Raw genomic sequence first — 26483 nt, 5'->3', positions numbered from 1 at the left:
GGAGAGGATAAATATGTTCGTATCATATCGTTGGTTACAAGAGTATGTAGATATTAAAGATGTAACAGCACAAGAACTAGCAGACAAAATCACGAAAAGTGGTATTGAAGTAGAAGGCGTTGAAGTATTAAATAAAGGTGTAAAAGGTGTTGTAGTTGGTCACGTATTAGAATGTGAAAAACACCCAGAAGCTGACAAATTAAGCAAATGCTTAATCGATATCGGTGAAGAAGAGCCAGTACAAATTATTTGTGGAGCTGCTAATATTGCAAAAGGTTTAAAAGTACCAGTTGCAAAAGTTGGCGCTGTACTTCCTGGTAACTTCAAAATTAAAAAAGCAAAACTACGCGGTGAAGCTTCTCACGGTATGGTTTGTGCTCTTCAAGAGCTTGGCATTGATGGAAAGTTAGTTTCAAAAGAATACGCAGATGGTATTTTCATCTTCCCAAGTGACGCTGAAGTTGGAGCAGATGCACTTGAAATTTTAAACTTACATGATGAAGTACTTGAGCTTGGTTTAACACCAAACCGTGCAGATTGCTTAAACATGTTAGGTGTTGCATATGAAGTAGCTGCTATTTATGGCCGTGAAGTAAAACTTCCAGCTATCGACTTACAAGAAACAGCAGAAAAAACTTCTGACTATATTTCTGTAAGTGTAGAAGCGAAAGAAGAAAATCCGTTATACATTGCAAAAATGGTGAAGAACGTAAAGATTGGTCCATCACCAATGTGGATGCAAACTCGCCTTATGGCAGCTGGCATTCGTCCAATTAGCAATGTAGTTGATATTACAAACTACATTTTAATGGAATACGGTCAACCGTTACATGCATTCGATTACGATAAATTAGGTTCAAAAGAAATCGTTGTTCGTCTTGCAAAAGAAGGCGAAAAAATTCAAACATTAGATGCTCAAGAACGTACGTTACAAGAGCACCATCTTGTAATTACAAACGGCACAAAAGCTTTAGCTGTTGCTGGGGTAATGGGCGGAGCTGATTCTGAAGTTGATAGCGATACAGTAAACGTTCTAATTGAGTCTGCATACTTTGCAGGTCAAACAGTGCGCCGTACATCAAAAGACTTAGGTCTTCGTAGTGAATCAAGTGCACGTTTTGAAAAAGGAATCGACCCAACACGTACATTCGAAGCGATTCAACACGCAGCTGCTTTAATGGCGAAATACGCTGGCGGAGAAGCGCTTGAAGGCGTAGTAGAAGCTGATAACTTACAAGTACAAGAGCGTACAGTATCTGTTACAGCTGAAAAAGTAAACCGTGTATTAGGTACAGATATTTCTGCAAGTGAAATGGGTACAATGTTCACAAACTTGAAATTCCCATTCACAGAAGTAGAAGGCACATTCCATGTAAATGTACCAGCACGTCGTCCTGATATTACAATTTCAGAAGACTTAGTAGAAGAAGTGGGCCGTCTATACGGTTATGACCACATTCCAGTTACATTACCTTCTGGAACGATGACACGTGGTAAATTAACATCAGCACAAACGAAACGTCGTAAAGTACGTCGCTTCCTAGAAGGTGCTGGTTTATATGAAGCAATCACATATTCATTAACAAGCGCTGACAAAGCGAAACAATATATGGTTGAGCCGAACGAAAAAGCTCCTGTAAATCTTGCGCTTCCAATGAGTGAAGAGCGTAGCCAACTTCGTTTAAGCTTAGTGCCACAATTGTTAGAGGCAGTTTCATACAATGTTGCACGTAAAAATGACAGTGTTGCTTTATACGAAGTAGGTTCTATCTTCTTACCGACAGAAGCAGGAGAACTTCCGAAAGAAGAACAACATCTTGCAGGTGTTATGACAGGTCTTGCTCTTCACCATGCATGGCAAGGTGAGAAGAAAGTTGTAGACTTCTTCGTTGTTAAAGGTGTGCTTGAAGGATTATTCGACGTACTTGGCGTTGCAAACCAAATCACATATGCACCAGCAAAACGTGAAGGTATGCACCCAGGCCGTACAGCTGACATTGTATTAGATGGCGAAGTAATTGGATTCATCGGTCAATTGCACCCTGAAGCGCAAAAACAATTAGATGTGAAAGATACATTCGTATTCGAACTATCTCTTGCAAAAGTATTCGGTGCAGACGTGGAAGAAACTTATTACTCAGCAATTCCACGTTTCCCATCTATGACACGTGACATGGCTGTTGTAGTAACAACAGAAACAAAAGCTGGTGAAATGAAGCAAGTAATTGCTGAAGCTGGCGGAGAACTTCTGAAAGAAGTAACGCTATTCGACTTATACGAAGGTGAAAAAATGGAAGAAGGCAAGAAATCACTTGCATTCTCTATGAACTACTTCGATGCAGAACGTACATTAACAGACGAAGAAGTAACAGAAGCACATAGCCGTGTATTAACAGCGGTAGAAGAGAAATTTGGTGCGGAGTTACGTAAGTAATTGAAAATTGCCGGATTTAATTCCGGCAATTTTTTTATTGGAGCGGTTGTCGAGTGTTATCGGTAATTCGATATATTATAAAAAACGCCGATATATATCAAGGCATCTTGCATCTTTCCCTCGAATGTAGTACATTAATTTTAGTTTAACAAAACGAAAGACGATGATAAGGAAAAGTAGTATATACTATAATCCAAAGCGAGTCAGGGGCGGTGAGAGCCTGATGAGGCGGTATATGTGAAGAACACCTTGGAGTTGCTAACCGAAATTGAAACTTGTATTCAAGAGTAGACTTAGACGGGAATCCGGCCTGTTACAAACCGGGAAGTATGTATTACATACGAGTTAAAGTTGGTCTTTATGACAAATTGGGTGGTACCGCGAAGTTTAACCTTTCGTCCCTTTATGGATGAAAGGTTTTTTTGTATTTAAATATATCAGTAAAGGAGAATTTTACTATGGAAAACACATTAGTAAAAAGTCTGTATAGAGATACAGATAAATACGCAGATCAAACAGTACAAGTATCAGGTTGGATTCGTAACTTACGTGATTCAAAAGCATTTGGTTTCATCGAATTAAACGACGGTAGCTTCTTCAAAGGTGTTCAAATCGTTTTCGATACAGAATTAGAGAACTTCAAAGAAATTGCAAAGCTTCCACTTAGCTCTTCAGTTAAAGTAGAAGGTAAAGTAATTGCAACGCCTGGAGCGAAGCAACCATTTGAAATTAAAGCAGAAAAAATTGATATCGAGGGCTTATCAGATTCTGATTACCCACTTCAAAAGAAGCGTCATACGTTTGAATACTTACGTACAATCGCTCACTTACGTCCAAGAACAAATGCATTCTCTGCAACGTTCCGTGTACGTTCTATCGCAGCATTTGCGATTCACCAGTTCTTCCAAGAGCGTGGTTTCGTACATGTTCACACACCAATTATCACTGGTAGTGATACAGAAGGTGCAGGCGAAATGTTCCGCGTAACAACGCAAGACTTAAACAACGTACCAAAAGGTGAAGACGGACAAGTTGACGAATCAAAAGACTTCTTCGGTAAAGAAACAAACTTAACAGTAAGTGGACAGCTGAATGCTGAAGCTTATGCACTAGCGTTCCGTGATGTGTACACATTCGGACCTACATTCCGTGCAGAAAACTCAAACACAACTCGCCACGCAGCTGAGTTCTGGATGGTTGAGCCTGAGATTGCATTCGCTGAATTAGGCGATGTAATGGATCTTACAGAAGATATGCTGAAATATGCAATGAAATACGTACTAGAGCATGCACCAGAAGAAATGGACTTCTTCAACAGCTTCGTTGATAAAACAGTTCTAGAGCGCATGAACAATGTAATCAACTCTGACTTCGGTCGCATCACTTATACAGAAGCAATTAAAGTACTTCAAGAATCAGGTGCTGACTTCAAATACCCAGTAGAATGGGGTATTGACTTACAAACAGAGCACGAAAGATACTTATCAGAAGAAATCTTCAAACGCCCTGTATTCGTAACTGACTATCCGAAAGACATTAAAGCATTCTACATGCGTATGAACGAAGATGGAAAAACAGTAGCAGCTACTGACCTTCTAGTTCCTGGCATCGGCGAATTAATCGGCGGAAGTCAACGTGAAGAAAGAATGGATGTTTTAGTAGACAGAATTAAAGAATTAGGTATGAACGAAGAGGACTACTGGTGGTACTTAGAACTTAGAAAATACGGCGGTACAAAACACGCTGGATTCGGTCTAGGTTTCGAGCGCTTCCTAATGTACATCACTGGTATGGCTAACATCCGTGACGTAATTCCATTCCCAAGAACTCCAGGTTCTTCAGAGTTTTAAGATAGAAAAAAGCGAGAGCAACTGCTCTCGCTTTTTTTATTGGAAAAGGGTGTAACTAGAACTCGAATTTTATAAGTATTTCAAGATTGGAAAAAATGTTGTTCAAAGTTTCCTTCTCCTTTCATATATAGTAAAGCGAATGCAACATTTATAGGAATGGGAAAGGGGTTTGGGGACGATGGGGGAAATTCCAATTCATACAAAATGGACATTACGTGACAAGTATATAGTAATCACCGGTGCAACAAGTGGTATTGGATTAGCGGCAGCTAAGGCATTTGCAGAACGCGGTGCCAAACTAGGAATCATTGCACGTAATGAAGTAAAAGCGAATGATGTTATGACTCAAATTGAAAATTTAACGAATGGGAATGCAGTGGTAGATATATTTTTCGCTGATATGGCTTCCCAGCAATCTATACGCCGGGTAGCTACTGAGATTTTAGAAAGGTGTCCGAGAATTGATATATTAGTGAATAATGCGGGTGCTTTATTTCAAACAAGGCAGCTTACGGAGGACGGTTTGGAGATGACTTGGGCGGTTAACCATTTAGGTCCATTCCTGCTCACTAATTTGTTGTTGGAGCGTTTAAAGGAAAGTGTTCCTGCTCGTGTTATCACCACCGCATCTCACGGTCACAAAATGGCTAAAAAGGGAATTGATTTCGGTGATTTAGATGCAGAACAACTGTATCGTGGTGTTAAGAAGTTCATGGGCGGTCCTACAATGCGTTATGCACAAACAAAACTAGCTAACATTTTATTCACCTCTGAATTGGCACAGCGGTTGGAGGGAACGGGTGTTAGTGCTTATAGCTTTGACCCGGGGCTAGTGAATACGAATTTTAACCAGGACAATGGTCTGGTTGCTCGATTAACTATGGCAGCAATGAAACCTTTCTCTCGTACGCCTGAGGAAGGTGCTGAAACTTTAATATGGCTAGCGGAATCAATTGGAGTTACTAATCATAGTGGCGGTTACTATGCCGATAAGCAAATAGGAAAAACGTCTGAAGTTGCCTTGGATAAGGATGCCGCAAAACGTCTATGGGACATTAGTGAAAAACAGACACGAGAGTAAAAGAGTAGCGAGTGTCTGTTCAGAGTGTTATGTTGAATAGTTTTTTACCCTTAAGTAAAAAGTAATCTTGGGGGTGATTGTAATGAGTAAGAAAGTGAAAACAGACCATTCTAGATCAAGCTTAGGTTCTTCAGAAGTGGAAGGACAAGGAACGACTACGCATGAAACGGGTTCTCATAAAGTACCTTCATCAAATAAGAAGCAGAAGCGAAGTTAAACATAAAAAGGGATCCCTTTTTTATGTGAATAGTAAATGAACGGATATCGGCCGAAATGGAAATATATCGATATATCGAAGAAATACGACGAAAATAGGAACGTGTGAGATCCTATTTACCCATTTTTCATCCGTAAAAGGCGAAAAGAATTCAATTCTTTTCGCCTTGTTTAGTTCATGAAAATCATGTCGATACTAAAAAGTAGTTATTTTTTTAATAAACGAAAAGCCTTCTCCGTGTTAGCAAAATGCAGCTTCACAAACTCAGGCAGTCTTTCTTTACCGACTTTTTGAATTAATTTAGCAGCGGCAATATCAACTTGTTTACCAGCACCTTTTGGAAGTGGCATGCCAGCTTTTTTGCTTAGTTCGTCAAATTGTTTTACGAATGAGTAACGAGCCAAAATGGAAGCGGCGGCTACTGCTAAATGGACGCTTTCACCTTTTGTAGCGAAATAAACATTTTCACGTTGTACCTGTTTTTGTTTCGCTAAGTATTTATAGTATGTATCAGGCTGTGTAAATTGGTCGATTAAGATGCCCTCAGGTGTTGTAGGTGCAATTTTAGCTAATAAGTTTGTGATGGCTTTATTATGCAGTAAAGCCTTCAGTTTACCTTGGTTGTTTCCTTTATCAAATAGCTCATTATATTTTTCATTGTGAAGAACGAGAGAGCTATAAGGAACAACGTGAAGGAGTTGTTTTGCAATCTCAGCAATTTGAGTATCGTTTAAGTTTTTGGAGTCTTTTACACCAAGTTCTTTTAAAAGTGGAATTTGCTTCGCATCCACATATACAGCAACTACTGTCATCGGTCCGAAGTAATCACCGGTACCTACTTCGTCTGATCCTAGAATAGACATTGTACCGATGGAAGCGGGCGGCGCATAACGATGTGAATTGACCGATTTTTTCACAGCTGATTTTGGTGTTTGAGAGACAGTTTGCCAACGAGAAGCTTCTGCTTCAGCACGGCCTCCTTGGAACATTACTTTTCCAGATTTATACGCTGTAATCGTACAAGATGGCACCTTTGCCATAAAGATACCGCCTTGCGGAATTTTTGGGCTAAGCGCTTGTTTATATTGTTGTTTCATGTCTTCAATTACTGTAGAACTTGTTTGTATTACGATAGAATTTGACAAAATGGTCGCCCCTTTTTTTATATTGTTATTTTTATCATATCGGATTGTTCTTTCTGTTTCCATATTATGATGGTTCATGGTATGATAAACTTTAGGATTCTGTACGTGATTGGAGGCCGGTGAGTTGTCACAACAAAAGGGAAATAAAAGTCGAATTAATGTAGAAATATATGGTCAACAATATTCAGTTGTTGGCGATGAAAGTACAAGTCATATCCGCATGGTAGCAGCGATTGTGGATGATAAAATGCGCGAACTCAATGCCAAGAATCCTTCGCTTGATACGAGTAGACTAGCGGTATTGACGGCGATAAACGTCATACACGATTACATAAAATTAAAAGAAGAACATGAGAAATTGAAAGAAAGTATGACACAAAAAGGAATTGAATAACATGATTGATATTATTATCATTTTATTGCTTGTTATGGGGTTTTTCCTCGGTTTACGCAGAGGGTTTATTTTGCAACTTGTAAAGTTAACAAGCTTTATTATCGCATACCTCGTTGCATACTGGTACTGTAAAGATTTAGCGCCAGCACTTGCGAAAATTATTCCGTATCCATTTGATAAGAATGTTTCTGTTCCAGAATGGATAGATGCGAATAATATTGAGGGTGTCTTCTATCAAGCACTTGCGTTTATTGTATTATTTATTATTACAAAAATCGCACTTTCATTACTTGGTAATTTACTGAATATGTTTGCAGAAATCCCAGTTTTAAAGCAAGTCAATGCGGTTGCTGGGGCACTTCTTGGCTTTTTAGAAGTGTATATCATTCTGTTTGTCTTAATTATTGTTGGAACAATCCTTCCAATTGAACAAATACAAACACCATTACAAAAATCATCAATTAGCAAAATAATTGTAGACGATACACCGATTCTTTCTGAAAAGGTGAAGGAGCTATGGCAGACAGGTAGCAGAGTATAACTTCTCTTTTTTCAGAAAGAGGAGTTTTTTTCTATGAACGAAAGGCGGGAGAATCATGAAAGTAAATAAAAAACAAGTTATTAAATTACTAGAGACAATCGGCCTATTTATGGAATTAAAGGGTACGAATCCATTTAAAATATCTGCATTCCGTAAAGCGGCGGCAGCGCTAGAGAGTGATGATCGTAGTCTTTCTGAAATTGAAGATTTCACAAAGATTCCAGGCATCGGAAAAGGAACGGCAGCAGTTATTCAAGAATATATAGAATCGGGAACATCTGAAGTATTACAAGAACTTGAAAAAGAAGTACCAAGTAGTTTATTACCGTTATTAAAACTACCAGGCCTTGGTGGTAAGAAGGTAGCTAAGTTATATAAAGAGCTAGGCGTTATTGATATGGAGACGTTAAAAGCTGCTTGTGAGGAAAATAAAGTACAAGCTTTAGCTGGTTTCGGTAAAAAAACAGAAGAGAAAATATTAGAAGCAATCGATCAAGTAGGCTCTCGTCCAGAGCGTTTGCCAATTGCGATGGTATTGCCTATTGCCGGGGAAATAGAGGAGAAATTGTCGAATATCGCTGAGGTAGTTCGTTTCTCTCGTGCTGGTAGCTTACGCCGTGTTCGTGAGACAGTGAAGGATTTAGACTTCATTATTGCAACGACAGAACCAGCAGCAGTACGTGAGCATTTACTACAGTTCGATAATATGATTGAAGTGATCGCGAGCGGTGATACGAAAGTTTCTGTTCGTCTTCAATATGAATATGATATTTCAATCGATTTCCGCTTAGTAAAACCAGAAGAGTTTATTACAACGCTTCACCACTTCACAGGATCAAAAGATCATAACGTAAAAATGCGCCAAATCGCAAAAGATAAAGGCGAAAAAATTAGTGAGTACGGTGTAGAAAACTTAGAAACAGGTGAAGTGAAAACATTTGAAACGGAAGAAGCATTCTTCGCTCATTTCGGTCTTCCATTCATCCCACCAGAAGTGCGTGAAGATGGAAAAGAAATTGAATTAATTAAAGAGTATCCGAACTTAATTCAGTTCTCTGACATACAAGGTGATTTACATATGCATACAACGTGGAGTGATGGTGCTTTTTCAATTGAAGAAATGGTACAAGCATGCCGTGCTCGTGGATATAAATTTATGGCAATTACCGATCATTCACAATACTTGAAAGTTGCGAACGGTTTAACGAAAGAGCGTCTTCGCGAGCAAGCGAAAGAAATTGAACGTATGAATGAAAAATATCCAGACATTACAATTTTACGCGGGATCGAAATGGACATTTTACCAGATGCCTCGCTTGATTTCGATGATGAAGTATTAGCTGAGCTTGATTACGTAATTGGAGCTATTCATTCTAGTTTCTCACAAGACCGTGAAAAGATTATGAAACGTCTGCGCACTGCACTTGAGAATAAGCATGTCACAATGATTGCCCATCCGACAGGACGTCTTCTTGGACGCCGTGAGGGTTACGATGTAGATACAGATTTATTAATTGAACTCGCAAAAGAAACAAATACAGTTTTAGAATTAAATGCGAATCCAAACCGTCTAGATTTAAGTGCGAAATTATTAAAGCAAGCACAAGATGCTGGTGTAAAAGTAGCGATTAATACGGATGCTCATACACTTGAAATGTTAGAAGATATGGAAACAGGTGTAGCAGCAGCACGTAAAGGGTGGATTCAAAAAGATAACGTGATTAACACATGGGATATTGAACGTTTATTAGACTATATTAAACGTAATAAGTAACACAAGGGGGACCAGCAACATGTTAGAAAGAACGTTGCGTGTATTAGAATACAATAAAGTAAAAGAACAATTACTTGAACATACAGCATCTTCACTTGGTCGTGATAAAGTGAAGAATTTAGTGCCGAGCACAGACTTTGAAGAAATTGTGGAACTGCAAGAAACGACGGATGAAGCAGCGAAAGTAATCCGTTTGAAAGGTAATGCACCATTAGGTGGTATTACGGATATTCGCTCAAATGTGAAGCGTGCAAAGATTGGAAGTATGTTAAGCCCAAATGAACTACTTGATATTGCGAATACGATGTATGGTAGTCGCAATATGAAACGTTTCATTGAAGATATGGTTGGTAATGGTGTCGAGCTTCCAATTTTAGAAACTCATGTTGCTCAAATTGTATCTTTATATGATTTAGAAAAGAAAATTACAAATTGCATCGGTGATGGCGGTGAAGTAGTCGATAGCGCAAGTGATAAACTGCGTGGTATTCGTACTCAAATTCGTACTGCGGAAAGCCGTATTCGTGAAAAGTTAGAAAACATGACGCGTTCTTCCAACGCGCAAAAGATGCTGTCTGACGCGATTGTAACGATTCGTAACGAACGTTACGTAATCCCAGTAAAACAAGAATACCGCGGCGTATATGGCGGTATTGTTCACGATCAATCAGCTTCTGGGCAAACGTTATTTATTGAACCACAAGTAATTGTAGAATTAAATAACGCGCTTCAAGAAGCACGAGTGAAAGAAAAACAAGAGATCGAGCGCATCTTATTGATGTTAACAGAAGAAGTGGCAGTAGAAGCAGATATCGTTTTATCGAACGTAGAAGTAGTTGCGAATCTTGACTTCATTTTTGCGAAAGCTTTTTATGCGAAGCGTATTAAAGCGACGAAGCCAATCGTAAATAACGAGCGCTATATGGATTTAAGACAAGCACGTCATCCGCTTATTGATCCAGAAATTATCGTGCCAAATAATATTATGCTAGGTAAAGATTTCACGACAATTGTTATTACAGGACCGAATACAGGTGGTAAAACAGTTACGCTGAAAACAGTTGGTATTTGTGTACTAATGGCGCAATCTGGTCTTCATATTCCAGTAATGGATGAATCAGAGATTTGTGTATTCAAAAATATCTTTGCTGATATCGGTGATGAGCAATCGATTGAACAAAGTTTAAGTACGTTCTCCTCACATATGGTGAACATTGTTGATATTTTAGAAAAAGCTGATTTTGAAAGCTTAGTTTTATTCGATGAATTAGGAGCTGGAACAGACCCGCAAGAAGGGGCTGCATTAGCAATTTCAATCTTAGATGAAGTATGTAATCGTGGTGCTCGCGTTGTTGCAACGACGCATTACCCAGAATTAAAAGCATACGGATATAACCGTGAGCAAGTTATTAATGCGAGCGTTGAGTTCGACGTGAACACGTTAAGCCCAACGTATAAATTATTAATCGGTGTACCAGGACGTAGTAATGCCTTTGAAATTTCGAAACGCCTTGGATTATCTGATCGCGTGATTGATCAAGCTCGTAACCACATTAGTACAGATACAAACAAAATTGAAAATATGATTGCGAAGTTAGAAGAAAGTCAAAAGAACGCAGAACGTGACTGGAACGAAGCAGAAGCACTTCGTAAGCAATCTGAAAAACTGCATCGCGAATTACAGCGTCAAATTATTGAATTTAATGATGAGCGCGATGAAAAATTATTAAAAGCGCAAAAAGAAGGGGAAGAAAAAGTCGAAGCTGCAAAGAAAGAAGCAGAAGGCATTATTCAAGAACTTCGTCAATTGCGTAAAGCACAGCTTGTAAACGTGAAAGACCATGAGCTTATTGAAGCGAAGAGCCGTCTAGAAGGTGCGGCGCCAGAGCTTGTGAAGAAACAAAAAGTAAACGTGAAAAATACAGCGCCAAAACAACAATTACGCGCAGGCGATGAAGTAAAAGTATTAACGTTCGGTCAAAAAGGTCAATTGCTTAAAAAAGTAAGTGATACAGAGTGGAACGTACAAATCGGTATTCTGAAGATGAAAGTGAAAGAATCTAATATGGAATACATTAACACACCGAAGCAAACAGAGAAAAAAGCAGTCGCAAGTGTGAAGGGTAGAGATTATCACGTGTCGTTAGAGCTTGACCTTCGCGGTGAGCGTTATGAAGATGCAATGATGCGCGTTGAAAAATATTTAGACGATGCACAGCTTGCGAGCTATCCCCGCGTATCGATTATTCACGGTAAAGGTACAGGAGCACTTCGCCAAGGTGTACAAGATTACTTGAAGAAGCACCGCGGCGTGAAGAATTACCGTTACGGTGACATGGGTGAGGGAGGCCTAGGCGTAACAGTTGTCGAATTAAAGTAGCAAACAACCAAACAAAAGGGGAAACCATTATATGTTTATGGACAAACTTGCAAAAGTATTGTTAGCTTGTTGTGGAATATTTTTGGTGATTGGGGTTATTTATTTAGTTGTTTTTGCGAAGTGAAGGAGCGTCAATCGTGGCATAATGATATTGCCATAGATTGACGCTTTTAATATATATGAAAAGGAATAAGCTATGAAAATCAACCAATACATAAGCGAAGCAAAATCCTGCTCAAGACGTGAAACAGATCGCCTCATTAAAGCAGGGCGCGTGGCTATTAACGGCGAAATATGTACGCATGGTGCACTAGTGAGCGATGGTGATATTGTAACGATTGATGGACAGGTTATTGCAAAAGAAGAGAAAGAAAAAGTGTATATCGCCTTTCATAAACCAGTCGGAATTACTTGTACAGCAGCCGATCATATTGAAGATAATATTATTGATTATATCAATTATCCAGAGCGAATCTTTCCTGTTGGGCGATTAGATAAGGCATCAGAGGGACTTATTTTATTAACGAATGATGGCTCTATTACTAACAAAATTTTGCACGGTGATCATGAACATGAGAAGGAATATGTTGTTACGGTCGATAAGCCTTTTACTGATTGGTTTATTGATGAGATGTCCAGCGGTGTAAAGATTAAAGATGGTATGACGAAGCCATGTAAAGTGATGAGAGTCGATCAATCTACATTTCGCATCGTCTTAACGCAAGGAATGAATAGACAAATTCGTAGAATGAGCCGTGCTTTCGGGTTTACTGTAAAAAAGTTGAAGCGAGTTCGCATTATGAATATAGAGCTAAATGAGCTTGGAGTAGGAAAATGGCGAGACATTACAGCTGAGGAATTAGAAATATTAATAGGGCAGTTATAGGGAGAAAAGTTTTCTCCCTATATTTTTTGTCAGAAAAAATAAAACTATTGATTTTTTTGAAAATAGCCCATATAATAAAAAACAACAAGTTTCGACAAGATATTTAATAAAAGTAATGATGAGGACATGAGTTGTTTTTTACGATTTTCAGAGAGGGAAGCCTTAGGCTGTGAGCTTCCTAATACGGAAAGATATACTTACCACCTCTAAACTTCAAGAGTGAACTGCATGATGCATTGTAATTCTTGGCGGATAAAACCGTTATCAATTTACACGAGCTATAAAATGAGCTTATTTCGTTATAAATTCATTTTATTAGAATAAGGGTGGAACCACGATTTCAGCACTCGTCCCTTTGTTAGGGACGGGTGTTTTTTGCGTTCTTTTATAGGGAAGTATGTTTGAAAGAGGATATGTGACGGGTTTAAATTCAGAATATTTTGTTAATGAAATGATTAATTAGGAGGTTAGTAGAAATGAAATCATCTTTAAAGTTTTCTGAGATGTTTGCAATAAGTTTAATGTTATTTGCACTATTTTTCGGTGCAGGTAATATGATTTTTCCACCAGCGTTAGGACAAGGTGCTGGAACAGATGTATGGATCGCGTTGTTTGGTTTTATCGTAACAGGTGTGGGATTGCCTTTATTAGGGGTTATTGTTATAGCTTTAAAGGGAGATATTAATGAGCTAGCGGGACGGGTACATCCTATATTCGCACTTGTTTTTATCACTGCAATTTATTTATGTTTAGGCGTATTCGTAAGTGTTCCACGTACAGGAACAGTTGCTTATGAGATGAGCATTGCACCGTTTTTACCAAGTGAAATAGCTGGTCAATCATATCCACTTGTTATCTTTACACTTATTTACTTTGCAGTAACGTTCTATTTAGCTTTAAACCCATCGAAATTAGTGGGACGCATCGGTAAAGTGTTAACTCCAATTTTGTTAGCTGTTATTGCAATTATCGTAGGTAAAGCACTTATTACACCAATTGGAGAATTTGGTGCACCGACAGAAGCGTATAGTGCTCCTCTTTTTAAAGGTTTTATTGACGGATATTTAACTTTAGATGGACTTGCAGCACTTGTATTCGGAAATGTTGTCATTAATGCTTTAAAAGCAAAAGGTGTTACAAATAAGAACAGCATTGCGAAAGTAACAATCTTTGCAGGATTTATTGCAGCACTTGGTTTACTACTTGTGTATTTGGCGCTTGCGTATCTTGGGGCTTCTAGTGTATCTCTTGGAATGGGCGCAAACGGAGGAATTATTTTAACAAACGTTGTGAACCATTTATTTGGAAGTTACGGAACTTTATTACTAGGTATCGCGATTACAGCAGCATGTTTAACAACTTCTGTAGGTATTGTTGCTGCTTGTGGAGAATACTTTTCTTCCTTATTACCGAAGCTTTCATATCAAAAAGTTGTTTTCATTTTCTGTGTATTAGCATTTATGGTAGCAAATCTTGGTTTAACTCAGTTAAACGCATTAGCATTACCAATCTTAATCGCAATTTATCCAATTGGTATTGTGCTTATCGTATTATCACTTGTTGAAAATTACGTTCGTCTTCCATTAGCGATGTATGTAGGAGGTATTGTAGGAGCGTTCGCGATTAGCTTCTTTGATGGATTAAACAATGCGGATCTTCAAATCGCGGCATTAGCACCTATTTTAGATAAGGTTCCATTATATAGTGTAGGGATTGGTTGGTTGGTTCCCGCTATAGTTGGTGTAGCGATTGGTTATGTAATTTCTATGTTCAAGAAACAAGAAGTTGCTGTAGAAAAATAGAGAAAAGGGGCTTTCTATAATAGAAAGTCTCTTTTTTTGTAGAAAAAGTCATACATAGAGAAATTCAGATATTAAAAAATTTATACGTAATATAGTTGACAAAAAATTTAACAGTAGGCTAAGATTGACTTAGTTGTGGAAATGTTGGAAGGGAAGTGACGGGAGCAAGGGAAGAGGTTTTCTATGACTATATCATTTTTGGAAGAAGGGGTGATAGAACAATAGAATAGGTAGTTTATTTTTTTTGTAGTCTGCTGAGAATGATAATCAGTAAAGTGATTGAATTATTTTAGAGTGCTTTTTATAGGGAATATTGAGGGATATTATATTTTTTGACCTCTAGTGAGAATGATAATCAACGATACTTATATTACATAAATTAATGACAATTAAATAAAGGTAGAAGAGATTATTTTTTTCTTATAAATTGAGAATAATTATCATTTTCAAATTATAAAACGAAAGATAAACAAGGAGGAAGTAAGCAAAATGAGAAAGTTTTCAGTATTACCCGCATTTATTATAACGTTAGTATGTATGCTAGCTTTTCTCGTAATGCCATCTGGACAAGCTTCAGCAAAATTAGCTGACGGTACTTACGATATTAACTACGTTATCAAAAAGGCGGAAGATGATTCGGCTTCAATGGCAAATGATTATTTTGAAAAACCAGCTAAGTTAATTGTAAAAAATGGTGAGATGAGAGTACAAGTTCCAATGAATCATAGTGCTTGGATTACAGAATTCAAAGCACCAGAGAATGGTAATTTCGTTGATTCAAAAGTAATTAGCAAGGACGAAGCAGCAGATAAAAGAACGGTTGAATTTAAAGTTGATGATTTATCTAAACCGTTAGGAGTAAAAATTCATGTTGTTGTACCAAGTGCAAACTACGACCATCATTACACAGTTCGCTTTGCATTTGATGCAAATGTGAAGGCTGTAGGTGGCGATAACAATGCAGCTGTTGTAACAAAAACTGATGATCAAACTAAAAAAGATGGACAAGTAAAAGAAGAGCAAAAGAAAGAAGAGAGTAAAGAAACAAACAAAGACGCAAATAAAGGAACAAATGAGAGTGGCAAGGCTGAAAAAACAGATAACCCAAAAACAGGTGATGATGCACGCATCGGATTATTTGCAGCGTTAGTTTTGATCTCAGGTGTTTTCTTAGTTCGTAAAGTGAAGTTAAGTAAATAAATAAATTTTAAAAGGGAGAGTCATTCCATTGAACAGGTATCTTAAGATTGTTGTTGCAATGTTTCTAACGATTTTTACATTCGTATCAACGCTACAACCACTTGCAGTTCAAGCTGCTACAACTTTAGCTGACGGCGAGTATTCAATTGGGTTCAAAGTGTTAAAAGATACATCAGATGAAGAGTCGATGATGAATCAATATTCAGTAAGCCCGGGAACTTTAAAAGTGAAGGATGGGAAAAAGAAAGTATCCTTTACATTAACGCATAGTTCATGGATTACGAAGTTTGAAACAGAAAAAGGTAGTCAATTCGTTGATGTAAATGTAGTTAGTGAAGATAAAGAGAACGATACAAGAGTAGTAGAATTTGATGTAGAAGATTTAGAGAAAATATTAAATGCAAAAGTAAAAGTTGATATTGATGCTTTTAATTATCATCATTACTATGACATTCGTATTTCATTCGATCAAAATAGCATTACACCAATTCATGTAGAAAAACCAGATGAAAAAGAGGACCCAGCTAATAAGCCAGATCCAAATGAAAATCCGGATCCAAGTCAGAAGCCCGACCAAAAGCCTGACTCAGATCAACAACCAAATTCTAACACAATTAAAGATGGTGCGTACAGCATTCCATTTAAAGTATTAAAAGATCAAACGGATGAAGAATCTAAGATGAATACTTACATGGAAAATCCAGGAGTATTGAAAGTAGAAAATGGTAAGAAAAAAGCAATCGTAACACTAAAAAATAGCTCATTAATTAAAAATTTCCAAACGGAAAAAGATGGTGCATTTGTTGATGCAAAAGTAGTGAGTGAAGATAAAGAAAAAGGTACAAGAGTAGTAGAATTTGAAGTAGCTGATTTATCAAAAAAATTAAATACAAAAGTATTTATTGAGGTGGCATCACAAGGTTACAAGCAAACTCATGACGTACAACTTGTATTTGAACAAGACAAACTTGAACAAATTAAAAATGAAGAGAAACAACCGGATGAAGATAAAAAGCCGGATGCTGAAATAATTAAAGATGGTGCGTACAGCATTCCATTTAAAGTATTAAAAGATCAAACGGATGAAGAATCTAAAATGAATACTTACATGGAAAATCCAGGAATATTGAAAGTAGAAAATGGTAAGAAAAAAGCAATCGTAACACTAAAAAGTAGCTCATTAATTAAAAACTTCCAAACGGAAAAAGATGGTGCATTTGTTGATGCAAAAGTAGTGAGTGAAGATAAAGAAAAAGATACAAGAGTAGTAGAATTTGAAGTGGATGATTTATCGAAAAAACTAAATACAAAAGTATTTATTGAAGTGGCATCGCAAGGTTACAAGCAAACTCATGACGTACAACTTGTATTTGAACAAGACAAACTTGAAGCAATTAAAAATGAAGACAAACAGCCAGACGGAGAGAAACAACCGGATGCTGACACAATTAAAGATGGTGAATACAGTATCGGTTTTAAAGTGTTAAAAGATAAGACAGAAGAAATTTCAATGATGAACACATATACGAAGAGCCCAGGTGTATTGAAAGTGAAAGATGGCAAGAAGTATGTATCCTTCACATTAACGAATAGCTCATGGATTACAAAGTTTGAGTTTGAGAAAAATGGTGCGTTTGTTGATGCAAATGTATTAAATACAGATACGAAGGCTGATACAAGAGTAGTGGAAGTAGAAGTAGCTGATTTATCGAAAAAATTAGATGCAAAAGTGAAAGTAGATATCGATTCAATGAATTATCATCATTTCTACGACATTCAATTTGCATTTGATAAAGATAGCATTCAGCCAGTAGATAACCAAGGCGGAAACGATAACCAGGGTGGAAACGACAACCAAGGCGGAAACGATAACCAAGGTGGAAACGACAACCAAGGCGGAGACGATAACCAAGACGGAAACGATAACCAAGGCGGAAATGACAACCAAGGTGGAAATAATAACCAAGACAATAACACAACAATTGATCCCAATGTTCTTAAAGACGGTGAATACAGTATCGGTTTTAAAGTGCTAAAAGATAAAACAGAAGAAATTTCAATGATGAACACATATACGAAGAGCCCAGGCGTATTGAAAGTGAAAGATGGTAAGAAATATGTATCCTTCACATTAACGAATAGCTCATGGATTACAAAGTTTGAGTTTGAAAAGAATGGTTCATTTGTCGATGCGAAAGTATTAGGTACAAATAAAGAGCAAGATACAAGAGTAGTAGAAGTGGAAGTAGATGACTTATCGAAAAAGCTAAATGCAAAAGTGAAAGTAGATATTGATGCGATGAACTACCATCATTTCTATGATATTCAATTTGTATTTGATAAAGGTAGTATTAAAGCTTTAGGTAATCAAGATGGAAACAACATTCCAGGCGGAAACGATAACCAAGGTGGAAATAACAACCAAGATGGAAACAATAATCAAGACGGAAACGATAACCAAGGTGGAAGTAACAACCAAGATGGAAACAATAATCAAGGCGGAAATAACAATCAAAATGGACACACAACAGTTGATCCGAAAAATTTAAAAGACGGTCAATATGATGTTGCTTTTAAAGTGTTAAAAGATAAAACGGATGAGATTTCAATGATGAATCAATACGTTGTAAAGCCAGCAAGATTAACAGTGAAAGATGGCAAAAAATATGTTGCGATGACACTGAAAAATAGTGCGTGGATTACGAAGTTCCAAACAGAAAATGCTGGTGCGTTTGTTGATGCAAAAGTAGTGAGTGAAGATAAAAATGCAGATACGAGAGTAGTAGAGTTTGAAATCGATGATTTATTTGCGAAATTAAATGCGAAAACAAAAGTAGATATCGATTCAATGAACTACCATCATTTCTACGACGTGCAAATTCAATTTGATACAAATAATATTGGTGCAGTAGGAACTATTAAAGAGGATCCGAAAAACGATCCGAAGAATGAACCGAAAAATCCAGTGATTACACCGAAAGTAGACAATGTAAAAACAATCAGTAATCCTGATTTTAACCGAAATGCAGACGGTAAGAAGCAAAACGAAAATGTGAAGAACGATGCGAAAAAAGAGAAAAACTCAAAAACAGCAGATACAGCACAAATCGGTTTATACATGGTGCTACTATTAGGTTCACTTGCTTTATTAGTTCGTAAATATAGAGCGGGTAGACTGTAAAATTTGGAGTCTTGATGCATGGTTTCATGCATCAAGACTCGTTTCATATTGTACTGAAAGGAGTGGTGATTGAGAGTGAAGAAAATCACGAGTGTATTAATGGCTATCATTCTTTTATTTAGTATAGCTGGGTGCTCATCACCAAAAAAAGAAACGGCAAAAAAGGTAAAGAGTAGTAGTGAGGAACGTGTTATTGCAACTACAGTCGCCGTGACTGAAATTATGGATGCGTTAGAAGTAGATTTAATTGGTGTTCCAACTAGTTATAAAACATTACCGAAGCGTTATAAAGGCTTACCGGATGTTGGAAATCCGATGAGCCCTGATATGGAAAAAGTAAAATCAATGAAACCATCAGAAGTATTATCTGTTACGACGCTTGAATATGAGTTGAAGCCAGTTTTTAATGAAGCGGGCATTAAGGCAAACTTTTTAAATTTAACGAGTTTAAAAAACATGCAAAACTCAATTATAGAGCTGGGTAAAAAATATGGGCGTGAGAAACAGGCTGAAGCAGTTGTAACAAAGTTTGATAACAAGGTTGCAGACATTCAAAAACAAGTAAAAGGGAAGAAAGAACCGACAGTCCTTATTTTACTTGGAGTGCCTGGAAGTTATTTAGTTGCGACAGAACACTCATATATTGGGGATTTAGTAAAACAACTAGGTGGTAAAAATATCGTGCAAGGTGAGAAAGTAGAGTATTTAGCTTCTAACACAGAGTACTTAAAAAAAGCTGACCCAGATATTATTTTACGTGCAGCACATGGTATGCCAGATGAAGTTGTGAAAATGTTTGATAAGGAATTTAAAACGAATGATATTTGGAAGCATTTTGCCGCAGTTAAAAATAATAGAGTTTACGATTTGGAAGAGCGTTTATTTGGAACAACAGGGAATCTAGCGGCTATTGAAGCTCTAGATGAATTAAAGAAAATGATGTATCCATGATGCATGTATAGATAAAGGAAGATTGAGATGAATAAAAAATTTTGGAGTTTCTTCATCGTCACAGTATTACTAGTTATTATGACTACTGTATCCGCTGTGAAAGGTAGTTTAGAAATAGGTGTCATTGATCTTTTACAAGGTATATTTACAGGGACAAATGAAGATGTTGAAGTCATTAAAGATTTACGTTTCCCGCGCATTATTATTGCACTTTTCACTGGAGCAGCACTTGCTGTTTCTGGTGTACTTTTCCAAGCAGTTATGAAAAATCCACTTGCGGATGCTGGGGTTATCGGGATATCTTCGGGGGCCAGTTTTATGACGCTTGTTATCATTACACTATTTCCTCAGTTCTTTTTCTGGACACCACTATTCGCATTTTTAGGCGGTGCGTTTGCTTGTTATCTCGTTTATTCGTTTTCTTGGAAATCGGGTTTAAGTCCGCTACGCATCATTTTAATTGGTATTGCGATTAATGCGATGTTTACTGGTTTAAATGAATCTTTCGTTACGATTTGCGGATATTTCATTAAAAGTATTAAACAGACGACAACATCTAATATAACAATGAAGACATGGAGTGATGTGGAAGTACTTGTTACATATGGATCAATCGGCCTTATACTTGCACTGTTTGTAGGGGCATGGTGTAATTTATTATCTTTACAAGATAAAACGGCTAAAAACCTTGGACTTCACGTGACGAGGGTACGCCTTATTATTTCTGCCATTGCTGTGCTTTTAGCAGCTGTATCAACTGCAATTGCGGGCGTTATCGCTTTTGTTGGGTTACTTATCCCGCATATTTCAAGGCAATTGGTTGGATCAGATCATAAAGTACTTATTCCATTTTCAGCCCTTGCAGGTGCGTTATTAATTTTAACGGCAGACACAATCGGTAGGCTTATCGTACCGCCTAATGAAATTCCAGCGGCAACGATTATGGCAGTTATCGGTGGTCCGTTCTTAATATTCTTGCTTAGAAAGAGTGATCGAGTTCATGGAAATTAAAAATGTAACCTTTTCTTATGATAATGTAACGGATCGTTTAAAGTCTGTTAGTAGTGAGATAGAGCTTGGAAAAATTACAACAATTATTGGCCCAAATGGTTGTGGGAAATCAACATTACTAGGTGTTATGTCGCGAAATCATAATCCCCGTAGCGGAGAAGTAATGCTAGATGGGAAAGCTATTAGCCAGTATAAGCCGAAAGAGTTTGCTAGAAAGTTAGCGGTCGTTCATCAGCAAAATGAGGCGCCAGCAGATATTACAGTTGAAAAATTGACGAGTTTTGGGCGTATGCCATATAAAAATATTTTTTCTACACAAACTGACGAGGATAGCGAAGCAATCGAAAGAGCATTGACGTGTACGAGACTGCAAGATAAGCGTGATAAGCCAATACATGCATTATCTGGTGGAGAAAGGCAACGTGTTTGGATTGCGATGACTTTAGCGCAAAATACGCCCATGCTGTTTTTAGACGAACCGACGACGTATTTAGATATTTACTATCAGCTTGAAATATTAGAGTTAGTGAAAGAGTTAAATGAAGTACATGGTTTAACGATTGTTATGGTATTACATGATATTAATCAAGCAATCCGTTATAGCGATCATATTATCGTTATGAAAGATGGAGAAATAGTTATGAAAGGTACGCCAAATGATGTTGTAACAGAAGATATGATTAAGAGCATATATGGCGTAGAGGTCGTCGTGAAATACGATGAAGATACAGGGTTGTATATGGTACCAATGGGGATTTGATAGGCGGCTAAATCCCTTTGGCAATCCGTTTTGAGGTGATAATTTGAGCGGCAAGAAAGAAAAGAAAAAGAATCCCTTTTTTCAAAGAATACTTACAGTTGTTTTTTTAGGCATCTTTTTCTACTCCGTGTATGAATTAGGCGGGATGTTCATGGATTACTATGAAAATCGCAAAGTAATGGCTGAAGCGCAAGATATTTATCAAAGGAGTCCGATGGAAGAAAAATCATCAGATGGAGCAGTACGTGCGCAGTTTCAAGCTTTACAAAAAATTAATCCAGAAATAGTTGGATGGATTACAATGGATGATACGCAAATTAATTATCCGATTGTTCAAGCGAAAGATAATGATTACTATTTGTATCGTAATTATAAAGGCGAGGATATGAGGGCAGGCAGTATTTTTATGGATCATCGCAACGATATGAAATCTCAAAATCGAAATACGATTTTATACGGACATCGTATGAAAGACGGTTCTATGTTTGGGAGTCTTAAAAAAATGCTAGAAGAAGATTTTTTTATGTCTCATCGCAAATTGTATTACGATACTTTGTTTGAAGGATACGATGTAGAAGTATTTTCAGTATATACAACGACAACTGATTTCTATTATATTGAAACGGATTTTGAAAGCGATGAAGACTATGCATCTTTTCTAGAAAAAATTAAGGATAGGTCACTCTATAAAACAGATACAAAAGTGACAGCGGATGATCAAATTTTAACACTTTCAACGTGTGACTATGCACTGGATCCAGAGGCTGGTAGACTAGTCGTGCATGCGAAGTTGGTGAAAAGAAGTTGAAAAAAGAAAAGGTATAGAAGTAGAGAAGATGTATTACTTCTCATACTTCTATACCAATTATTAAAACCGAATTTATTGAGCCGCAGCTATGGGCATACGAACAATTTTAACGTCATAGAATGAGATTTTATTATCGATAATAAAGTCTGGTAATCCACCGCGATGTGAATGTGCATCTTTAAAGGCAGTGCTCTTCGTCCAACCTTGGAAATCTTCTTTTGCATTCCAACGAGTGCTGATCGTCACTTCGTCATAATCAACTGTATTTTCAGTTAGAAGAACTTCTAATCCTAAGAAACCGGGCATCGTTTCAACTTTACCTACTTTATTAAAGCGCTCAATTAATTTATGTGCGTCACCCTTCGTAATTTTAGATGTATTTGTAACAATAATCATTTCTGTATTCCTCCTATAAATCTACCATTATTTTCATCGTTTCATATACTTTAAATGATAATGAATTTCATTATCATTGTCAATTATAATTATAGTTTTTATATAAATAAATAGCAGTTATGCTAGGAAATGAGCTAGTTGTACTAGCAAAGCAATAATATGGTATAGTGAAACGAGGCTGTTTTTCAGCCTCGTTTTTTAAATGCTTCCTATTAATAGAAAGCATTCAAATGGAAAGGAAGACATTACATGCGATCTGAAGTAACTATAAAAATAAAACCGAAGTTTATAAAAGAAATTAAAAGTGGATATCCACTTATTTTAAAAGATGCAATTCAAAATTTAAATGATGTACGTGAAGAAGGGACAATCATCAAAGTAGTAGATGAGAAGAACCAATTTATCGGAAAAGGTTATTATGGAAAACAAAATAAAGGGTATGGCTGGATTTTAACGAGAAAAGAGAAAGAGCAAATTAATCAGGATTTCTTTGAAAGTAAAATAAAATCTGCTTTACATAAACGAAAAGATTTTTATAAGTCAAATGACACAACGGCATTCCGTGCCCTAAATGGCGAAGGTGATGGCCTTGGCGGTTTAATCATCGATTATTATGATGGTTATTATGTAGTGAGCTGGTATAGTGAAGGAATCTATACTTTCAGAGATGAAATCATAGCGGCGCTTCAAAAAGTAGCAAATTTTAAAGGTATTTATGAGAAAAAGCGTTTTGATACGAAAGGAAAATACATTGAAGGTGATGATTTCGTAGCAGGAGAGCGCGGTGAGTTTCCACTTATCGTAAAAGAAAACGGTGTAAACTTTGCAGTATATTTAAATGACGGGGCGATGGTTGGTGTATTTTTAGATCAGCGTAACGTTCGAAAACAAATTCGCGATAAGTATGCACAAGGAAGAACGGTTTTAAATATGTTCTCTTATACTGGGGCTTTCTCTGTATTTGCAGCGCTTGGCGGCGCAAGTAAAACAACAAGTGTTGACCTTGCAAATCGTAGTTTAAGTAAAACGATCGAGCAGTTTAGTGTAAATGAAATTGATTATGAAGCACAAGATATTATTGTAGAAGATGTATTTCTATATTTCAAATATGCAGCTAAGAAAAAGATGAAATTTGATATGGTTGTACTTGACCCTCCAAGTTTTGCACGCTCAAAAAAATATACGTTCAGTGCGGCGAAAGATTATAAAAATTTATTAAAAGAAACAATTGCCATTACAGAAAATAACGGTATTATCGTTGCTTCTACAAATTGTAGCGCATTCGATATGAAAAAGTTTAATGGCTTTATCGATACAGCATTTAAAGAAATGAACGGTAAATATAAAATATTAGAAGAATATTCTTTACCGGAAGATTTCCGTACAATTGATCAATTTAAAGAAGGAGACTATTTAAAAGTAGTTTTCATCGAGAAAATTAAAGGTTAATAAAGAAAAAGGAGCTCGAGTTTACTTGAGCTCCTTTTCTTATTGAACGATATTTTGGACTCTACCAACTTGCCCGTCCTGCAATCGTACTTTAATGCCGTGCGGATGAGAAGGTGAGTTAGTTAAAATATCTTTTACAATTCCACGTGTTAATTTGCCAGTTCGTTGATCTTGTTTTAACACAATATCAACTTCAAGACCTGATGCGATGTTAGATCGTTTTTGCCCGTTCATTTATACACCTGTACGTCTACGTTGGTTGTTTGTTTTCTTCGTTTGTTGGTTTTGTAATTTTTTCGTTGCTTGGCTTTGATTTCCATTATTTGAACTGTTTCCATTTCCTTGCTTTTTCTTCGCAAGTTGTTCGCGCATTAAATCAGCTAAGCTTACTTTTTTGTTTTCTGACATGATAAGTCTCCTTTATATAAAGTTAATTATGAACAATAGTAGTGAATTTCATCATATCATTGTTAAGGAAGGAAGGGAAGTTGGTTTGAAAATTCATATAATTCTTTCCAGCATTCATTCGTTACGATACAATTGAATTGTTAATGTTTGTAAAAAAGGGGATAGAAATATGTCATATCATATTTTATTAGTTGAAGATGATATCTCAATTCAAGAGATGGTTGAAAAGTACTTGGTAAAAGAAGGCTTTCAAATTACAATCGCATCTGATGGTGAAGAAGGCGTATTATCCTTTTTAAAATCATCATTTGATTTAATTATTCTTGATATTATGATGCCGAAGTTAGATGGATTAGAGGTTGTAAGAATTATCCGTGAGAAGAGTGCTGTTCCGATTTTAATGATGTCGGCAAAAGATACGGATGTTGATAAAGCGATTGGCTTAGGGCTTGGAGCGGATGATTACATTTGTAAACCATTTTCTATGATTGAGTTAGCGGCACGTGTCAAAGCTGCAATTCGAAGATCTACAAAGTATTCAGCTGTGGAATTAAAAGATGAGACCATTCAGATTGGTGACTTAATAATTGACCCAATTAATTTTACTGTGGAGAAAAAAGGAAGACAGCTTAAACTTACTTTAAAAGAATTTGAGATTTTAAAACTATTTGTGAAGAATCAAAATCGTGTTTTTACGAAAGCACAAATATATACGCTTGTTTGGAATGAAGAATATTATGGTGATGATAATGTTATTAATGTGCATATGAGGAGATTACGCGAGAAGATTGAAATTGATCCATCTAACCCGGAATATATAAAAACACTGTGGGGAATTGGCTATAAATTGGAAGTGATGTAGTATGGTTATACTTTTAACAGTGGTGATTATTATATTGCTTATCGTTATTTACGTGCAATATAAAATTAGAAAAAATAGTAATAGGAATTTACGTTTCACGTATGAGAAGTTAGAGCGAATTGTAAAAGAACAAACTGGTGAGAAGCTATTAATTATGACGGATGATACAGAATTGCAAAAACTATTAGTCGCAATTAATCAATTATTAGATGCAAAACAGAAAACGAATGCAGATCATGCGAAAGTGGAAATTTCGATGAGAAAAATGCTTTCAAATATTTCGCATGACTTAAAAACACCACTAACCGTTATTCTTGGATATACTGAAATATTAAATAATGATAAAACGATAAATGAAGAAGAGCAGCAAATGTTACTTGAAAAAGTGCATGTAAAAACACTGGAAGTAATGGAACTGATTCATAAGTTTTTTGATTTGGCAAAATTAGAATCTGGTGACAAGGCAATCGAGATAACAAAAGTAAATATGAATGAAGTTTGTCGCGAAAAGATTTTATCTTTTTATGATTTAGTGACGACGAAAGGTTTTGATGTTCATATTGATATACCAGAAAGAAATATATATGCACTTGGAAATGCAGAAGTATTAGGCAGAGTGTTAAATAATTTAATATCAAATGCGATTACATATGGAGACGATGGAAAGAAACTCGGTATGACTTTAAGAGATGATGAAACGAGTGTGTATATAGACGTATGGGATAAAGGAAAAGGAATTGATGAATCTCATATTGATAAAGTGTTTGAGCGTATGTACACACTTGAAGATTCGAGAAATAGATTGTACCAAGGAAGCGGTCTAGGGTTAACGATTACGAAAAGGCTTGTGGAAGCGATGGATGGAGAAATTCATCTTTCTAGTAAGCCGTATGAAAAAACAATTTTTACAGTTGTATTAACAAAGATACAGTTTTAGCTTGTAGAGAATTAGA

23 protein-coding genes and 2 other annotated features are annotated in these 26483 nt (G+C 36.6%); of the genes, 19 read left to right on the top strand and 4 right to left on the bottom strand.

What is annotated here, in order from left to right; all coding sequences use genetic code 11:
- The first annotated feature begins 13 nt into the window (after positions 1-13).
- From pheT to QUF93_RS24130, 4 genes are all read left to right on the top strand, one after another.
- Entirely contained in the window at positions 14-2434 is a 2421-nt protein-coding gene (gene pheT / locus QUF93_RS24145; protein ID WP_289360429.1) for a phenylalanine--tRNA ligase subunit beta, read from the top strand.
- A 154-nt stretch (positions 2435-2588) separates the two neighbouring features.
- Positions 2589-2840: a binding site (T-box leader), on the top strand.
- 52 nt (positions 2841-2892) lie between these two features.
- On the top strand, positions 2893-4284 hold the full coding sequence (asnS, locus tag QUF93_RS24140) for an asparagine--tRNA ligase (RefSeq protein WP_002122931.1): 1392 nt from the start codon (positions 2893-2895) through the stop codon (positions 4282-4284).
- A 178-nt stretch (positions 4285-4462) separates the two neighbouring features.
- Positions 4463-5365, top strand: a complete 903-nt coding sequence (locus tag QUF93_RS24135; RefSeq protein ID WP_289361011.1) for an SDR family oxidoreductase — start codon at positions 4463-4465, stop codon at positions 5363-5365.
- 82 nt (positions 5366-5447) lie between these two features.
- Complete coding sequence (locus tag QUF93_RS24130; protein ID WP_002122927.1) at positions 5448-5582, top strand: YuzL family protein; 135 nt, start codon at positions 5448-5450, stop codon at positions 5580-5582.
- A 206-nt stretch (positions 5583-5788) separates the two neighbouring features.
- On the opposite strand, the gene rnhC is transcribed toward QUF93_RS24130, so the two are convergent.
- Positions 5789-6727: a ribonuclease HIII gene (gene rnhC, locus QUF93_RS24125; RefSeq protein ID WP_289360426.1), complete on the bottom strand. Its 939-nt coding sequence runs from the start codon at positions 6725-6727 to the stop codon at positions 5789-5791.
- A 124-nt stretch (positions 6728-6851) separates the two neighbouring features.
- On the opposite strand from rnhC, the gene zapA reads away from it, so the two are divergent.
- From zapA to srtB, 12 genes are all read left to right on the top strand, one after another.
- Positions 6852-7121: a cell division protein ZapA gene (gene zapA, locus QUF93_RS24120; protein WP_002122916.1), complete on the top strand. Its 270-nt coding sequence runs from the start codon at positions 6852-6854 to the stop codon at positions 7119-7121.
- A gap of 1 nt (position 7122) precedes the next feature.
- A complete protein-coding gene (locus QUF93_RS24115) occupies positions 7123-7662 on the top strand; it encodes a CvpA family protein (RefSeq protein ID WP_002122915.1) in 540 nt (179 codons plus the stop codon).
- Between the two features lie 55 nt (positions 7663-7717).
- Positions 7718-9436 (top strand): DNA polymerase/3'-5' exonuclease PolX, encoded by a 1719-nt coding sequence (gene polX, locus QUF93_RS24110; RefSeq protein WP_212935228.1) that lies wholly within the window; start codon positions 7718-7720, stop codon positions 9434-9436.
- 19 nt (positions 9437-9455) lie between these two features.
- Positions 9456-11816 (top strand): endonuclease MutS2, encoded by a 2361-nt coding sequence (locus tag QUF93_RS24105; protein WP_289360424.1) that lies wholly within the window; start codon positions 9456-9458, stop codon positions 11814-11816.
- 196 nt (positions 11817-12012) lie between these two features.
- Positions 12013-12702: a 23S rRNA pseudouridine(2604) synthase RluF gene (locus QUF93_RS24100; RefSeq protein WP_289360422.1), complete on the top strand. Its 690-nt coding sequence runs from the start codon at positions 12013-12015 to the stop codon at positions 12700-12702.
- A gap of 106 nt (positions 12703-12808) precedes the next feature.
- Positions 12809-13060, top strand: a binding site (T-box leader).
- Between the two features lie 118 nt (positions 13061-13178).
- Complete coding sequence (gene brnQ6, locus QUF93_RS24095) at positions 13179-14504, top strand: branched-chain amino acid transport system II carrier protein BrnQ6 (protein ID WP_289360421.1); 1326 nt, start codon at positions 13179-13181, stop codon at positions 14502-14504.
- 489 nt (positions 14505-14993) lie between these two features.
- Positions 14994-15704 (top strand): heme uptake protein IsdC, encoded by a 711-nt coding sequence (isdC, locus tag QUF93_RS24090; protein WP_002122904.1) that lies wholly within the window; start codon positions 14994-14996, stop codon positions 15702-15704.
- 28 nt (positions 15705-15732) lie between these two features.
- Positions 15733-18885 carry an NEAT domain-containing hemophore IsdX2 gene (gene isdX2 / locus QUF93_RS24085; RefSeq protein WP_289360419.1) on the top strand — a complete coding sequence of 1051 codons (3153 nt, stop codon included), beginning with the start codon at positions 15733-15735 and terminating at the stop codon, positions 18883-18885.
- Positions 18886-18954: 69 nt separating this feature from the next.
- Positions 18955-19836 (top strand): heme ABC transporter substrate-binding protein IsdE, encoded by an 882-nt coding sequence (gene isdE / locus QUF93_RS24080; protein ID WP_289360417.1) that lies wholly within the window; start codon positions 18955-18957, stop codon positions 19834-19836.
- Between the two features lie 27 nt (positions 19837-19863).
- Positions 19864-20847, top strand: a complete 984-nt coding sequence (locus QUF93_RS24075) for a FecCD family ABC transporter permease (RefSeq protein ID WP_002122898.1) — start codon at positions 19864-19866, stop codon at positions 20845-20847.
- On the top strand, positions 20837-21607 hold the full coding sequence (locus QUF93_RS24070; protein WP_289360415.1) for an ABC transporter ATP-binding protein: 771 nt from the start codon (positions 20837-20839) through the stop codon (positions 21605-21607). The genes QUF93_RS24075 and QUF93_RS24070 overlap by 11 nt, the downstream gene beginning before the upstream one ends.
- 43 nt (positions 21608-21650) lie before the next feature.
- Positions 21651-22415 (top strand): class B sortase, encoded by a 765-nt coding sequence (srtB, locus tag QUF93_RS24065; RefSeq protein ID WP_289360414.1) that lies wholly within the window; start codon positions 21651-21653, stop codon positions 22413-22415.
- A gap of 72 nt (positions 22416-22487) precedes the next feature.
- Here srtB and isdG read toward each other — a convergent pair whose 3' ends face one another.
- Positions 22488-22811 carry a heme oxygenase gene (gene isdG / locus QUF93_RS24060; RefSeq protein WP_002112144.1) on the bottom strand — a complete coding sequence of 108 codons (324 nt, stop codon included), beginning with the start codon at positions 22809-22811 and terminating at the stop codon, positions 22488-22490.
- Positions 22812-23060: 249 nt separating this feature from the next.
- Between isdG and QUF93_RS24055 the strand changes: the two genes are divergently transcribed.
- Positions 23061-24260 carry a class I SAM-dependent rRNA methyltransferase gene (locus tag QUF93_RS24055; RefSeq protein ID WP_289360412.1) on the top strand — a complete coding sequence of 400 codons (1200 nt, stop codon included), beginning with the start codon at positions 23061-23063 and terminating at the stop codon, positions 24258-24260.
- A 39-nt stretch (positions 24261-24299) separates the two neighbouring features.
- On the opposite strand, the gene QUF93_RS24050 is transcribed toward QUF93_RS24055, so the two are convergent.
- Positions 24300-24494, bottom strand: coding sequence for a YwbE family protein (locus tag QUF93_RS24050; RefSeq protein WP_002122891.1), 195 nt, complete (start codon positions 24492-24494; stop codon positions 24300-24302).
- A complete protein-coding gene (locus QUF93_RS24045) occupies positions 24495-24668 on the bottom strand; it encodes a hypothetical protein (protein ID WP_002122890.1) in 174 nt (57 codons plus the stop codon).
- Between the two features lie 169 nt (positions 24669-24837).
- Between QUF93_RS24045 and QUF93_RS24040 the strand changes: the two genes are divergently transcribed.
- Positions 24838-25530 carry a response regulator transcription factor gene (locus tag QUF93_RS24040; RefSeq protein WP_289360411.1) on the top strand — a complete coding sequence of 231 codons (693 nt, stop codon included), beginning with the start codon at positions 24838-24840 and terminating at the stop codon, positions 25528-25530.
- A gap of 1 nt (position 25531) precedes the next feature.
- Entirely contained in the window at positions 25532-26467 is a 936-nt protein-coding gene (locus tag QUF93_RS24035; RefSeq protein WP_289360410.1) for a HAMP domain-containing histidine kinase, read from the top strand.
- The last annotated feature ends 16 nt before the right edge of the window (positions 26468-26483 follow it).

It is taken from the genome of Bacillus hominis, assembly GCF_030348325.1.
Classification (GTDB): Bacteria; Bacillota; Bacilli; order Bacillales; family Bacillaceae_G; genus Bacillus_A; species Bacillus_A hominis.
Note: the sequence above shows the minus strand (reverse complement) of the source record. Positions and strands in the feature narration are given on the sequence as shown.

What these genes read in the sequence shown, in the direction of transcription:
- pheT (WP_289360429.1), top strand. Translation starts at nt 14, where the DNA reads ATGTTCGTATCATATCGTTGGTTACAAGAGTATGTAGATATTAAAGAT.
- asnS (WP_002122931.1), top strand. Translation starts at nt 2,893, where the DNA reads ATGGAAAACACATTAGTAAAAAGTCTGTATAGAGATACAGATAAATAC.
- QUF93_RS24135 (WP_289361011.1), top strand. Translation starts at nt 4,463, where the DNA reads ATGGGGGAAATTCCAATTCATACAAAATGGACATTACGTGACAAGTAT.
- QUF93_RS24130 (WP_002122927.1), top strand. Translation starts at nt 5,448, where the DNA reads ATGAGTAAGAAAGTGAAAACAGACCATTCTAGATCAAGCTTAGGTTCT.
- QUF93_RS24115 (WP_002122915.1), top strand. Translation starts at nt 7,123, where the DNA reads ATGATTGATATTATTATCATTTTATTGCTTGTTATGGGGTTTTTCCTC.
- polX (WP_212935228.1), top strand. Translation starts at nt 7,718, where the DNA reads ATGAAAGTAAATAAAAAACAAGTTATTAAATTACTAGAGACAATCGGC.
- QUF93_RS24105 (WP_289360424.1), top strand. Translation starts at nt 9,456, where the DNA reads ATGTTAGAAAGAACGTTGCGTGTATTAGAATACAATAAAGTAAAAGAA.
- QUF93_RS24100 (WP_289360422.1), top strand. Translation starts at nt 12,013, where the DNA reads ATGAAAATCAACCAATACATAAGCGAAGCAAAATCCTGCTCAAGACGT.
- brnQ6 (WP_289360421.1), top strand. Translation starts at nt 13,179, where the DNA reads ATGAAATCATCTTTAAAGTTTTCTGAGATGTTTGCAATAAGTTTAATG.
- isdC (WP_002122904.1), top strand. Translation starts at nt 14,994, where the DNA reads ATGAGAAAGTTTTCAGTATTACCCGCATTTATTATAACGTTAGTATGT.
- QUF93_RS24075 (WP_002122898.1), top strand. Translation starts at nt 19,864, where the DNA reads ATGAATAAAAAATTTTGGAGTTTCTTCATCGTCACAGTATTACTAGTT.
- QUF93_RS24070 (WP_289360415.1), top strand. Translation starts at nt 20,837, where the DNA reads ATGGAAATTAAAAATGTAACCTTTTCTTATGATAATGTAACGGATCGT.
- isdG (WP_002112144.1), bottom strand. Translation starts at nt 22,811, where the DNA reads ATGATTATTGTTACAAATACATCTAAAATTACGAAGGGTGACGCACAT.
- QUF93_RS24055 (WP_289360412.1), top strand. Translation starts at nt 23,061, where the DNA reads ATGCGATCTGAAGTAACTATAAAAATAAAACCGAAGTTTATAAAAGAA.
- QUF93_RS24050 (WP_002122891.1), bottom strand. Translation starts at nt 24,494, where the DNA reads ATGAACGGGCAAAAACGATCTAACATCGCATCAGGTCTTGAAGTTGAT.
- QUF93_RS24045 (WP_002122890.1), bottom strand. Translation starts at nt 24,668, where the DNA reads ATGTCAGAAAACAAAAAAGTAAGCTTAGCTGATTTAATGCGCGAACAA.
- QUF93_RS24040 (WP_289360411.1), top strand. Translation starts at nt 24,838, where the DNA reads ATGTCATATCATATTTTATTAGTTGAAGATGATATCTCAATTCAAGAG.
- QUF93_RS24035 (WP_289360410.1), top strand. Translation starts at nt 25,532, where the DNA reads ATGGTTATACTTTTAACAGTGGTGATTATTATATTGCTTATCGTTATT.